The sequence below is a fragment of the uncultured Tenacibaculum sp. genome (assembly GCF_947502995.1).
GTDB lineage: Bacteria > Bacteroidota > Bacteroidia > Flavobacteriales > Flavobacteriaceae > Polaribacter.
In genome coordinates, this window is the sequence record NZ_CANNBW010000024.1 from 14,062 (window position 1) to 26,352 (window position 12,291).

The window sequence follows — 12,291 nt, forward strand, 5'->3', positions numbered from 1 at the left end:
TAAGATTATTTATGTTTTACTATTGCTAGTACCCTTTAACTTCTCCCATACTTAACTCACCATTTTTTCCAAAACGATGCATTTTAGGTAATAAAGTTCCGCTTTCGGTAGTAATCCAATCTTCCCAAGTGGCAGGAACACCTTCCATTTTCATACTTGGTACATACATTTTATAACTTGTTGGAATGTAGTTTTCATCTAAAGCCCATAAATAAGAATCACCAGGAGTTGTTCCACCAGTTGTATATTTTACAAGTAAAGCTTCTTTTCCATCTACTTCTTTTACAGTACGAATTATTCCAGGTTCAAATAACTTATGAGGAGCAACTAACCAAAAACTATCGTTATTAAAGTAATCTTCAGCTTTTTTAATGATTGCTTTATCTTTAGATTCAGATAATTTTCCATTAAAATAAATTGTACTTTTTTCAATATTATTTGGATGAAGTATCACCATAGTAGAATCCCACGTTACTTCAGCAATATGCTCTTTTTTATTCCATTTATAAGCTCTTCTACCACCAAAACTCCATTCTAAAGTATTTGTTGTTTTGTAAGCGTCGTGTTTAATAGCTTTTAAGATCTTATTTGCTAATCTATCAGATTTTGGATTAGAAGCTTTTGGAGTTCCCATGTTGATTTCAAATCCTAATACATCTAACTTATGTTTTGTTGGAAGTTGTAAACCAGATTCAGTAGTGGTCCAATCATTCCAAGAAGCTCCAAGACCACCAATAGGAATAATTTGAGTCCACATTTTATAATGCGTAGGAAAACCATTATCATTTAAAATCCATAAATAAGAATCACCAGGAGTTGTTCCACCAGAAGTATAAGTTACAAGTAAAGCATCTTTATCGTTATGTTTTACTATTCTTCTTTCAACTCCATTATCAAAAACTTTATGCGGAGCAATTAACCAAAAACTATCGTTATTAAAGAAAGCTTCTGCTTTTTCAATTAGTGTTTTGTCATCGGATTTTTGTCCGTTCACAAAGATTTCACTTTGGTCAGAATTTTTAGTGTTTAATATTACTTTATTGTTCTCCCAAGAAACTTCAACTTTATTTTCTTGTTTGTACCATTTGTAAAAATGTTTTCCTATAAAAGACCACTCTAAAATTTCAGTGTTTTCAAAAGCTTCATGTTGTAGAGTTACTAACATTTTATTGGCTAAAGCATCAGCTTCTTCACCTTGTTTCCCAGTAGGTAAAGCTTCATTATATTTAAAGTATAAAAATGTAAGCACTCCAATAATTAGTAGTAATAGAATTCCTATAAATTTTAAGAATTTTTTCATTAGTTAGGTGTAATTAATTGTTTGATAGGTTGTGAAAGTTTTACTGCAGCTTCAGGGTGATTTCTAAACCAAAGTTCAGGTTCAATCAACTCTAATTCTGCAATAGCTAATTTGTTATTATTATCTGTAAAAATATCTACTCTAGCGTATAACGGTAATTCGTCACAAGCTTTAATGGCTTTCTCAGCAAAAGCAATTTCTTCAGAAGTAGGAGTGTAATCGTGAACAGTACCTCCAAAATCGTCTTGAACTCTAAAATCACCAGGTTTAGCGATTTTTAAAACAGCATGAGTAAATTCTCCATTGATAATAATTAACGAAATTTCTCCTTTTTCAACAATATTTTTTTGAAATGGCTGAACAATATAAGCTTCCTCTGCGATTAACTTTTGAAAAGTGTTTTCGTGTTCAGCAATTGTTTCTGAAGTTATTTTATAAGTATGTCTTCCTCCTCCAGAAATACAAGGTTTTAATACAAAATTTTTTAAATTATGTTTTGTAGCTATTTCTTGTAAACTAGCAGTTTCGCCTTTTTCTACAAAGTAAGATTCACAAATATGAACTCCTTTGTTTTGAAGATCTAAAAGATAATGTTTGTCTAAATTCCAACGGATAATAGCTTCTGAGTTAATCAGTTTTGTTTGCATACTTACCTTTTTCAACCAAACAGAAAATTCTGGAAATCGATCAAAATAATCCCAAGTTGTACGAAAAAGAATATATTTTGTATCAGACCAATTAAAATCAGGATCGTCCCAAGATAGTCGAGTAACTTTTAGTCCTTCTTTTTCTAATGCTTTTTTTACTAAATCATCTTCAAGTAAAAGGTTTTTGACATAATCATCTACTTTTAGAGGATTCACATATCTTCTTTCAGAAAGAATTACAACATCGAATTTTTTCATGCTGCAAATTACTGAAAAAACTGTGTATTTTAGCTTTATGGTAAGTGATAAATTAGGATATTCTATTATTAGAGTTCTAAATTTAGGGTTAACGTTAATTATAAAAATGATTATGAAAAAAACATTCTTTTGGTTTTTAGGAGTTATTATATTTTTTCTTGGTTGTAATTCAGATAAATTAGATGGACATTATCATCTTATTTGGAATAAGAATAATAAACAATTTCAGACATGGAATATTCGTAATAATAGAATGAAAATTAATAAAGAAGTATGTTTGAATGTTGATAGTTGTTTTGCTTCTAGAATTAATTTTAAAGGAAACATTATAACAGTAAATCCGTGGGTAGACTTTAAGTTTACAGCTAAATATAAAATTGATAAGCAAGGTATTGTTACTATGATTGAAAGTAATAATGACACTTTATGGTTAATCCCAAGTTATAAATGCATAACAACTAAAGAATACCTTGAAGATAAAACTAAAAATTTTACTGATCCATTGAATTTACTTTCTGATATAATGGTAGGTGAAGTAGCTTTTCCTAAAAATTATGAGAATGAATTGATGGTTTTAAATTCTAAAGATGAAATTTTATATATTTTAAACAATGAAATAATTAAAAGTTCAAAAAGTGAAGGTTTTAAAATTAAAAAAGTTAATAATGAAACTGTTTGGGTTTATGTAGATAATTTAGTACCTGTACAGTCTGTTATACCAATTATTGAGGAGTTATTTGAAAAAGGGTATAAAATTCAATATGCTTCAATTCAAGAAATAGAAAATAATGAACAAATAAAACTAATAAATAGATCTTTTAAAAATTTCAATACTTCTAAAAAACAATTTGAAATTGATTATTGTGAGTTTTGTGATAAATATGAGAAAAGTAAAATAGATTCTGTTATAAATATTAAAATGCTTAAAGCAGATAAATATATTATGAATGGAAAAACTGATGATCTTTTTCAAATAAGAAATAGTTTAGTTAGGTATATAATTAAAAATAGAACTACACGTTTAAATTCACAGATAGAGATTGAAATTAATGGAAATACACCATTTGCTGATTACTTAACTCTAATAGATGAATTGAATTGGGTTCATGTTGAAACAAGGGGAACTAGATATAAAGGAAAAAATGATCCAGATGCTGAATGGATAAGAGAAAGACAATGGGGAATAAAAGAACAAGAAATATTCAATGAATTTCCAATTAGAATAAAAGAAAATATTAAGATAAGAAATCTAAAAGATTCTTCTCCTAAGGAAACATATAGAGAAACTAAAAACTAACTGTTTTTATTGACCAAAATACTATAATTAATGTAACGAACATCTTAATTTTAACTGTGGAAATTAAAAAAAGTATATTAAAAATAAGAGCTAAATTTTTTATTTTTAATATACTTTTTCTTCAATCTATTTCTTAAAAATCCTCAAATTGACTGTGTTTGAAATAAGACACAACGAGTTTACTTTTTTTTATTATAATGCGCTGTTATATGTTTTGGAATTGCTATTGTAGAAGGATAACCTTTATCAGCAACAGGTGCTTCTAAAACTTGTTTCACTGGTATAACACCAGCCCAATATGGTAAATCGTAATCTTCTGGTTCATCATTAACACCTTCGGCTCTTACTTTTGCTGAAGCAGAGCTAATAGTAAATTCAATAACCATAGTACGATCTAATTCTTTTTGATGCATCGGACGTAAAGTATCCCAGTGATTAGGAATCATTTGATCTACAATATCTTTTATAAATGTTGTCTTTAGGTGATCGTCAGTAATTTCTTTTACTTCACCAAATAGTGTTACAGAACGATAATTTACAGAATGATGTAATCCAGAACGAGCAATTACCAATCCATCTAAATGCATAATGTTGATAGATGTTTTCCCAAAATCGAGAATAGCTTTTAACATTCGGTTTGCTGTTGATCCGTGTAAATATATTTTATCGCCTTTTCTAGCGTAAGCCATTGGAATACTAATCGGATATCCATCATAAATGTACCCAACATGTCCAATAAATCCTGCATCGATAATTTGATGAATTACTTCAGTATCGTAAATAGCTCTATTCTGACCTCTTTTTACTCTATTAAGTTTTGTTTTTTCAAAAGTTCCCATAGTTTATAATTTTTTGGCTAAAATTGGATTTTCATAACCTTGTTTACTGATTTTAAAAGAAATACTACCGACTTTTTCAAAACCATTTTTTTCATAAAAGTTAATTGCTCTTGTATTTTTAATATATACTGTAAGCCACATAACATCGAATTGTAATTCTTTTGCTTTTGCAACAGTTTTCTTAAAAAGTTCTAATCCGAATTTATGAGTGATAAATTCATCTAAAACATAAATACGCTCTAAACGACAACAATTCTGATTTTCTATAAATTCTGAAGGAGCATTTAAAACTAATTTTACATAACCAACAGGCAGTTGATTTCTGTATAGTATAAAATATACGTTGTTACTATTTTCTAATTCTTTTTTAGTAGTTTCAATAGAAAAAGCTTTGTCTAAATAAGCATTTAAGTTTGTTTTATCTTCAATATACTCACCATGAGATTCTCTAAATGTAACTCTACCTAATAAGGCTAAAGTTTCTAAATCTTTTACTGTTCCTTGTTTTATTTCTATTGTATCTGTTTGTGATATTGTCGCATTCATAATGCTAAGCTTCGTTAATTATATATTCCATGTACTTTGCCGTTTTTTCTACTGTTTTCTTACCAAGAATTTTTTCAACGATGTAAAAAGATAAATCAATACCAGCTGAAATTCCGCCAGAAGTATATGTTTTTGAGTTCGATTGAACATAACGTTTATCGGTAACAGGTTTTCCTGAAGGAACTAATTTTTCCATGTCTCCATAAACTAAATGATGTGTGCAATACTGGTTGTCATCTAAAGCTCCAATTTTTGCTAAGAATCGAGAACCAGAGCAAATACTCATTGTAATTTCTGTTTCTTGATCTGTTTTAGCAATCCAATCGATAATTTCTTGATCTTGTATAGCTTGATTAGTTCCGTCTCCACCAGCTAAAATTAGAATGTCAACTTTTGGACAATCATTAAAATCGTATTTCGGATTTACAGATAATCCGTTTACAGCAGAAATAGCTTCTTTGGTTTTTGCTACGGTGAAAACATTAAATAATTCAAAATTATTTAATTCCGAAGTCACTGAGAAAACTTCAAATGGTCCAGCAAAATCTAATACTTCTGCATTATCAAAAATAAATATACCTACTGTTTTTTTCATGTTATAAATATCGTTCTTTAATAATTTCTATATGCCAAATATCATGACCAGGAATTACAAATGCAGCAGCTCTGGCAGACATTTTAGTTCCGTTAGCATTTCCTATAAAAGATAAATCTTCGTTGTCTAACGATTTTAATAACTGTATAGAATTGGCACGAGTAATTTTAAATTCTTCTAATAAATAACCTATGCTTTTATGACTTGCATTTGATGGTGATATGTAAATATTTTGATCAAATCCAGCTAAAGGAGTAGTGTCTCTTCTAGCAATTCGAAAGCATCTATGCATAAATACACGTTCAGAATCTATCAAGTGTTGAAAAATCTCTTTAATACTCCATTTTTCTGGTTGATATTTATAATCTAGTTTCGCGTTAGCTATATTCTTAAAGAAATCATAGGTTTTAAGAGCACCTTCAGAAAAGCTATCAATTAAAGTAATATCATCAGAAAGTTTATGAATATATCTTCCGTAGTATTCGTCGTATTCATTAGATGAAACTTCTAATTTTTTCATGGATTTTAACTTATTTTCATTCAAAAATAATACATTTATGGTGTGTTGTATTAGTCCAGAATTAATTTAATTGGTAGTCCAGATGTTTCCTTACAAAACAAGTTTACATATTAATAGAAAAAGCAAAGAGCCTTTGTTTTTACAGTTAACGAATCAGTTCATTCATTTAATAAAAGAGGGGAAAATTCCGTCAGGAACTAAACTTATAGGAACTAGAAGTTTAGCTGAATTATTACAAGTGCACAGAAAAACTATTGTAGCATGTTACGAAGAATTGGCAATGCAAGGTTGGTTGGAAACGATACCTAAAAAGGGAACCTTTGTGCCTGAGAATTTACCGCTTTTAAAATCTGAGGATTATAAAGGAAATAAAGTTTCAGATAATATAGATCAAATAGGTTTTTCGTATTATAAGTCTAATTTACCTGGAAAAACTATAGAAAAAGAAGAAGGTTGGTTATATGTTAATGATGGTGTTTCAGATGGAAGATTAACACCAACAGAAGATTTAGCTAAGATTTACAGAAGAATTTCAGCTAGAAAAAATATTACTAAACATTTGGGATATATATCTACTCAAGGAAACGAACAACTTCGAAGTGTTTTAGCTAATTATTTAAATGAAACTAGAGGTTTAACTATTAGCAAAGATCATATTTTGATTACAAGAGGTAGTCAAATGGGAATATGGTTATCCGCACAATTACTTTTAAAAGAAGAAGATATTATTGTAGTTGGAGAAACAAATTATGCTTCTGCAGATATTACTTTTTTACACCAAGGAGCAAAAGTTTTACGAGTTCCTGTTGATGAAAATGGGATAGATACGGTTGCTTTAGAAAAAATTTGCGAATCTCAGCAAATAAAAGGAGTGTATGTAACTTCACATCATCATCATCCAACTACAGTAACATTATCAGCTGAGCGTCGTATCTGTTTATTGAATTTGGCGAAGAAGCACAGTTTTGCAATCATAGAAGACGATTACGATTATGATTTTAATTATAATCATGCACCAATTTTACCATTAGCAAGTCACGATGTACATCACAATGTAATTTATATTGGTTCTGTCTGTAAAACAGTGGCACCAGTTTTTAGAGTTGGTTACTTAATAGCTGATAAAGAATTTGTAAATGAAGCTTCGCAAGTTAGAGGTTTTGTAGATCGACAAGGAGATGCATTACAAGAATTAACTTTTGCTGAATTTATTAAATCTGGAGATTTAGATCGTCATATTCGAAAAGTGCTTAAGGTATATGAAAAGAGGCGCGATTTATTTTGTAATTTATTAAAAGAAGAGTTGAGCGAGTTTTTCAGCTTTAATAAGCCGAAAGGAGGAATGGCTGTTTGGTTAACTTTAAATAAAAAATATACATGGAATCAAGTATCTGATATAGCAAAAAAATATAAGTTAGCAATAGGAAATGTTTCTCGTTACGATATGGCAAAAACAAATCATAATGCAATACGAATGGGATTTGCTACATTTAATGAAGAAGAACTTTATGAATTAATTAAACGAATGAAGTTTACAATGAAAGATTTAGTAAATCAGGAAAAATCCGTTTAAATTTTTTAGGAAGTTCTTTTTCAAAAAGAACTTTTTGATTGGTAAAAGGGTGTATGAATTCTAATTTTGAAGCATGTAAATACAATCCATTTCCATAAGAAAGTAATGTTTCGATATAATAATCTTTATCACCTAAAATCGGATTGCCAATAGCATGTAAATGTTTTCGAAGTTGATGTCTTCGTCCTGTTTTTGGATGTAATTCTACAAGGTTTAAAAATGTATATTTTTCTGAAGGAATACTCTGTAAAACAGTGAATAATGATTTAGATTCTTTTTCATCTACTGGAATTGTAATTTCTCCTGATGATTTCATGTTACCAATAGTTATAGCATGATATGTTTTTTCGATTTCTTTTTCTTTAAAAAGTTTCGTCAACTCTATAGTTGCTGTATTCGTTTTACCAATAAGTAATAATCCACTTGTAGGATAATCTAAACGGTGTACAGGTCGAGGTATTACAGCATCTTCAAGTATACTTTTTTTTAAGTTTTGTTCTAAAGCATTGGCAATAGTAGCGAAAGAATTTCCACTAACTAAAACTCCAGCAGGCTTAAAAATTACAGCAAGATATTCATCTTCAAAAATAACTTCTAAAGGAAAATTAAATGTTTTTTTATTCGATGCTTCTTGATACAATTCAATTAATTCACCTCCGTTTATAAATAGAGCAGTAGTTGCAGTTTTTCCATTTACAAGAACTAATCCTTTTTTAATGGCTTTTTTAAAACCAGATCTAGTCGGATTTGTAGTAAAAATACCAATTCCATATTCTTGTAAACGTATAGGTTGTTCTAGTTGAGGTACTTTATGTTGCTCTTTTAATTTCAAGTAGAATTAATTTTATGGCAAGATGGTATAAAAAAACGAAGCTGAAAAATAGTTTTTCAACTTCGTTTATATTTTAGTTTTAAATCTCATTTAAAATTTTACGTCATTCCGAATTTACTTGTGCTGAATTTATTTCAGTATTTCGGAATCTCATACTCTTATTAATCATTCTTATGAGAACCTGAAACAAGTTCAGATTGACGATAATTGAAAAGATTTTAATTATACCATAGTTTTATTACAGTATGTCGCTTTTTCAAAATCTCTGATATTAATCGAGATAATTGGAACATCTGGAAACATTGATTTTAATGTTGATACAATACTTTCAGAAAGCTTTTTCTTTTGGTCTGCAGTTCTTCCTTCCATAATATTTCCAAACACATGGATAAAATCATCAGAAGTATTTCCAACGGTAAAATATTGAAAAGGATGTATTCTCACTTTAATATCTCCTTTAGCAAACAAACCTGAAGCATCTGCAGTATTGTAAACTTGTTGTATAATCTCTTGAGGAGATTTCAATTTTATAATATGCTCTGAACAATCAATTACAAAATGTGGCATAATAATATTCTTATATAATTTATTTTTCTTTCTCGTATCCTTTTGGTCGCTTTGAACGAATTGGAGCTTTAGGCTCTGGTTTTAATTGGAATTCGTTTCCTTTTAATAATCGTAAAGCTTCTTGAACTGCTCTTTCTAATTGTGGATCATTTCCTTGTAATACTTTCTTAGGATCTTGAATTACTTCAATATCTGGAGCAACACCTTCGCCTTCTACAGCCCACTTTCCATCAACATCAAAGAATCCTCCACGAGGCGCAACCATTCTACCACCATCAATAAAACGAGGAGTATCCCAAGTTCCAACTAATCCACCCCAAGTTCTAGTTCCTACTAAAGGTCCGATTTTCTTAAATTTAAACATATACGGAAGTAAATCTCCACCAGAACCAGCACGTTCATTAATAATCATAACTTTTGGACCCCAAATTCCAGCCATTGGAGTAGTCCAAGGTCTACGATCATTAGCTTTACTGTTGAAATATCCCATTAAATCACGAGACATAATATCAATCATGTAATCAGCAGCAGATCCACCACCATTATTTCTTTCATCGATAACAGCACCTTTCTTATCTTGTTGAGAGAAGTAATAACGGTTAAAAGATGTAAATCCAGGCCCAGAAGTATTTGGAACATAAACATAAGCAAGTTTTCCGTTCGATAATTTATCTACTTTTCTTCTGTTGCTTTCAACCCAATCGATAGATCTTAAGAAACGTTCACTAAAAGTAGGCTTTACTAAAATAGATCTAGCTCCATCTGAACTTGGTTTAGAATTTACTTTGATATAAATTTCTCGTCCCGCTGTTTGTTCTAATAATTGATAAGGATTCATATCATTAGTTAATTTTACTCCATTAACTTCGATAAGATAATCTCCTTTATTTACGTTTATTCCTGGTAAACCAAGTGGAGCAGAAACATTAGGATTCCAACGTTCTCCTTTGTAAATTTTTGCAAAACGGTACAAACCTTTATTTTGTTCTAAATCTGCACCTAATAATCCGACAGGAACTCTATCAACTCTTGGAGTATCTCCACCAGAAACATAAGAATGTCCGATAGCAACTTCACCACTCATAATATCTACTACATAATTTAAGTCTGTACGATGTCTTACGTGATCAATCCATTCAGAATACCATTTGTAAACATCGTCCCAAGGAGCACCGTGAACATTATCAACATACAAGAAATCGCGCATATATCTCCATCCTTCTTTAAAGATTTGATGTGCTTCAGCTTTAGGATCTACTTTTACTTTAAGATTGGTTTTTAACCTTCCTTTTGTTCCTTTTACAGGTGCTTTGCTACTTACAATACTCCAACTTCCTCTTTTAGATAATAATACAGAGTTTCTATCTTCTGTTGTTACCATTCCAGATACACCTTTTGAAAATATAGTAGCTTTTTCCTTAACAACATCGTATGTATGCATAGTAATACCAGGAGTATTCGGTACAGCTTCAGCAATAAAAACTTTGTTTTTAGGACCTTTTGTTAAACCTAAGTAGTTTCTAGCAGGTAATTTTAAAGCAACAGCTCTATTAAAAATACCAGCTTCGTCAATAGTCACTGTGACTTTTTTACTGTCCTTTTTATTAGGTTTTTTAGTTTCTTTTTTATTTTTAGAAGCCGATTTTTCTTTTTTAACAGCTTCTTCATCTGTTTTCGGAAGATTAGGAGCTTTGTCTTTTGAGTTTAAAACAACAGCGTATAAGCTTCTAGATACACTAGGATCGTAAGAACTCATATCTAACCAACCAGATTGTAAACCGTAATCAGTACTTGCTAGTGTATAAATATATTTTCCAGAAGCATCCCAAACAGGTGAAATAGCATCAGCGATCGGATCTGTAATTTGAACTTTCTTTTTTGTACTTATTTGATAGGCGAAAATAGATTTGAAATGACTGTCATTTTGTTTTGCATAAGCAATCCAGTCACTATCTGGAGACCAAACAGGATTCATAGATCTGTTCGGATGTGCATAACGATCTGTATCTACTTTAAAAGTCTTTTTTGTGTCTAAATTAATTACCCAAATATTAAAATCGGTATCGGTATAAGCGATATGTTTTCCATCTGGAGACCAATCTGGTTTAAAGTAGAAAGTAGGATTAGGTAATGAAATGTACTGTTGATTTTGTCCGTCTTGATCAGCTAAAACTAATTCGTATTCTCCATTTTTATCAGAAAACCAAGCAACTTTATCACCTTTTGGAGACCAAATAGGTGAGCGATCTGCAACTCCAGGAGAGTTGGTAAGGTTTCTCCAAGTACCATTTTCTTTTGGTACTGTAAAGATTTCTCCACGATGTTCAAAAATGGCTCTTTTCCCTTTAGGAGATACATTTGGGTTGGTTAGGCTTCTACCAGAAACATTCATCCAGCGGGTTCTAGAATAATTTAAATCACCTTTTACATTGATTTTTATTTGTCTTGTAGCTTTAGTTTCAGGATTTAAAAAGTGAATATATCCACCTTGTTCGTAAACAATTCCATTAGTATTTGCATCTAAACTTTTTACATCAAATTTTTTATGAAAAGTAATCTGACGCTCTTGTTTAGTTTTTAGGTCATAAGACCAGATGTTACTTGTATAATCTCTTTCAGATAAATAGTATACAATTCCCTTGTGCCATACAGGGTCTAAATGTCTTTCTTTATCTCTTTGCGGAGTAGTTTGTAAAGCTTTAGTCTTTAAATTTACAATCCAAATAGGCATTGCTTGTCCACCTCGATAGTTTCTCCATTCTGCATCCCAGCTTGTAATAGGAGTATAAGCAATATATTTCCCATCAGCAGAGATTTCACCATAAGCAGCTCTTGGAATTTCAACAGCTGTAGGCATTTCACCTTTTGGAGAAACTGTGAAAAATTTATTGGTTTGAGTTGGTCTTGATTCTCTACCAGAGCGGAATAAGATTTTATTATCTGGAGTCCAGCCTTGAACAAAATCACCAGTAGGATGATATGTAAGTCTTTTAGGTTCTCCACCTTCAGCAGGAATTACATAAACATCAATATTTCCATCATATTGAGCCGTAAAAGCAATCATTTTTCCATCTTTAGAAAAATGAGGATTAGACTCATATCCTTCATGACTTGTAAGTCTAATGGCATCGCCTCCATTTAAAGAAGCTTTCCATAAATCGTTTGCATAAACAAAAACTACATCATTTTGTGAAAGTGTAGGTTGTCTTAATAGTCTTGTGCCTTGAGAATTTCCAAAATAGAAAATCGACAAAGCCATAACTATGAGAATTTTTTTCATGATATTTTATTTGGTTAATGAAGTAAATAAAGGTACA

At 30.4% G+C, this 12,291-nt stretch carries 11 protein-coding genes; 2 read left to right on the forward strand and 9 right to left on the reverse strand.

Going from position 1 to position 12,291, the window contains the following annotated elements; translation table 11 throughout:
- Nucleotides 1–25 precede the first annotated feature (25 nt).
- Together Q1A46_RS17550 and Q1A46_RS17555 are read right to left on the reverse strand one after the other, a co-directional pair.
- Complete coding sequence (locus tag Q1A46_RS17550) at nucleotides 26–1,300, reverse strand: hypothetical protein (protein ID WP_299681983.1); 1,275 nt, start codon at nucleotides 1,298–1,300, stop codon at nucleotides 26–28.
- A complete protein-coding gene (locus Q1A46_RS17555; RefSeq protein ID WP_299681986.1) occupies nucleotides 1,300–2,205 on the reverse strand; it encodes a RimK family alpha-L-glutamate ligase in 906 nt (301 codons plus the stop codon). Before Q1A46_RS17555 ends, Q1A46_RS17550 begins: the two co-directional genes overlap by 1 nt.
- On the opposite strand from Q1A46_RS17555, the gene Q1A46_RS17560 reads away from it, so the two are divergent.
- Complete coding sequence (locus tag Q1A46_RS17560; RefSeq protein ID WP_299681989.1) at nucleotides 2,204–3,502, forward strand: hypothetical protein; 1,299 nt, start codon at nucleotides 2,204–2,206, stop codon at nucleotides 3,500–3,502. The two genes, Q1A46_RS17555 and Q1A46_RS17560, sit on opposite strands and share 2 nt — an antisense overlap.
- A gap of 179 nt (nucleotides 3,503–3,681) precedes the next feature.
- Here the strand turns inward: Q1A46_RS17560 and Q1A46_RS17565 are convergent, their stop codons facing one another.
- From Q1A46_RS17565 to Q1A46_RS17580, 4 genes are read right to left on the reverse strand one after another with little or no spacing between them, the layout of a single operon-like run.
- Nucleotides 3,682–4,341, reverse strand: a complete 660-nt coding sequence (locus tag Q1A46_RS17565) for a pyridoxamine 5'-phosphate oxidase family protein (protein ID WP_299681992.1) — start codon at nucleotides 4,339–4,341, stop codon at nucleotides 3,682–3,684.
- Nucleotides 4,342–4,344: 3 nt separating this feature from the next.
- The gene (locus tag Q1A46_RS17570) at nucleotides 4,345–4,887 is read right to left on the reverse strand and encodes an N-acetyltransferase (RefSeq protein WP_299681995.1); all 543 of its coding nucleotides are present in this window, start codon (nucleotides 4,885–4,887) and stop codon (nucleotides 4,345–4,347) included.
- A 4-nt stretch (nucleotides 4,888–4,891) separates the two neighbouring features.
- A complete protein-coding gene (locus Q1A46_RS17575; protein ID WP_299681998.1) occupies nucleotides 4,892–5,482 on the reverse strand; it encodes a DJ-1/PfpI family protein in 591 nt (196 codons plus the stop codon).
- Nucleotide 5,483: 1 nt separating this feature from the next.
- Entirely contained in the window at nucleotides 5,484–6,002 is a 519-nt protein-coding gene (locus Q1A46_RS17580; RefSeq protein ID WP_299682001.1) for a DinB family protein, read from the reverse strand.
- 82 nt (nucleotides 6,003–6,084) lie between these two features.
- Between Q1A46_RS17580 and Q1A46_RS17585 the strand changes: the two genes are divergently transcribed.
- A complete protein-coding gene (locus Q1A46_RS17585; protein ID WP_299682004.1) occupies nucleotides 6,085–7,575 on the forward strand; it encodes a PLP-dependent aminotransferase family protein in 1,491 nt (496 codons plus the stop codon).
- Here the strand turns inward: Q1A46_RS17585 and Q1A46_RS17590 are convergent.
- The 3 genes from Q1A46_RS17590 to Q1A46_RS17600 all read right to left on the reverse strand — a co-directional run bounded on the left by Q1A46_RS17590 (nucleotide 7,535) and on the right by Q1A46_RS17600 (nucleotide 12,254).
- On the reverse strand, nucleotides 7,535–8,407 hold the full coding sequence (locus tag Q1A46_RS17590) for an RluA family pseudouridine synthase (protein ID WP_299682007.1): 873 nt from the start codon (nucleotides 8,405–8,407) through the stop codon (nucleotides 7,535–7,537). The genes Q1A46_RS17585 and Q1A46_RS17590 overlap by 41 nt on opposite strands.
- A gap of 222 nt (nucleotides 8,408–8,629) precedes the next feature.
- Nucleotides 8,630–8,974, reverse strand: coding sequence for a 5-carboxymethyl-2-hydroxymuconate Delta-isomerase (locus tag Q1A46_RS17595; protein ID WP_299682010.1), 345 nt, complete (start codon nucleotides 8,972–8,974; stop codon nucleotides 8,630–8,632).
- 19 nt (nucleotides 8,975–8,993) lie between these two features.
- Entirely contained in the window at nucleotides 8,994–12,254 is a 3,261-nt protein-coding gene (locus tag Q1A46_RS17600; protein WP_299682013.1) for a S41 family peptidase, read from the reverse strand.
- Between the last annotated feature and the right edge of the window lie 37 nt (nucleotides 12,255–12,291).

Excerpts from the sequence above, each read along its gene's own strand:
- Q1A46_RS17550 (WP_299681983.1), bottom strand. The coding sequence starts at position 1,300 with ATGAAAAAATTCTTAAAATTTATAGGAATTCTATTACTACTAATTATT.
- Q1A46_RS17560 (WP_299681989.1), top strand. The coding sequence starts at position 2,204 with ATGCTGCAAATTACTGAAAAAACTGTGTATTTTAGCTTTATGGTAAGT.
- Q1A46_RS17555 (WP_299681986.1), bottom strand. The coding sequence starts at position 2,205 with ATGAAAAAATTCGATGTTGTAATTCTTTCTGAAAGAAGATATGTGAAT.
- Q1A46_RS17565 (WP_299681992.1), bottom strand. The coding sequence starts at position 4,341 with ATGGGAACTTTTGAAAAAACAAAACTTAATAGAGTAAAAAGAGGTCAG.
- Q1A46_RS17570 (WP_299681995.1), bottom strand. The coding sequence starts at position 4,887 with ATGAATGCGACAATATCACAAACAGATACAATAGAAATAAAACAAGGA.
- Q1A46_RS17575 (WP_299681998.1), bottom strand. The coding sequence starts at position 5,482 with ATGAAAAAAACAGTAGGTATATTTATTTTTGATAATGCAGAAGTATTA.
- Q1A46_RS17580 (WP_299682001.1), bottom strand. The coding sequence starts at position 6,002 with ATGAAAAAATTAGAAGTTTCATCTAATGAATACGACGAATACTACGGA.
- Q1A46_RS17585 (WP_299682004.1), top strand. The coding sequence starts at position 6,085 with ATGTTTCCTTACAAAACAAGTTTACATATTAATAGAAAAAGCAAAGAG.
- Q1A46_RS17595 (WP_299682010.1), bottom strand. The coding sequence starts at position 8,974 with ATGCCACATTTTGTAATTGATTGTTCAGAGCATATTATAAAATTGAAA.
- Q1A46_RS17600 (WP_299682013.1), bottom strand. The coding sequence starts at position 12,254 with ATGAAAAAAATTCTCATAGTTATGGCTTTGTCGATTTTCTATTTTGGA.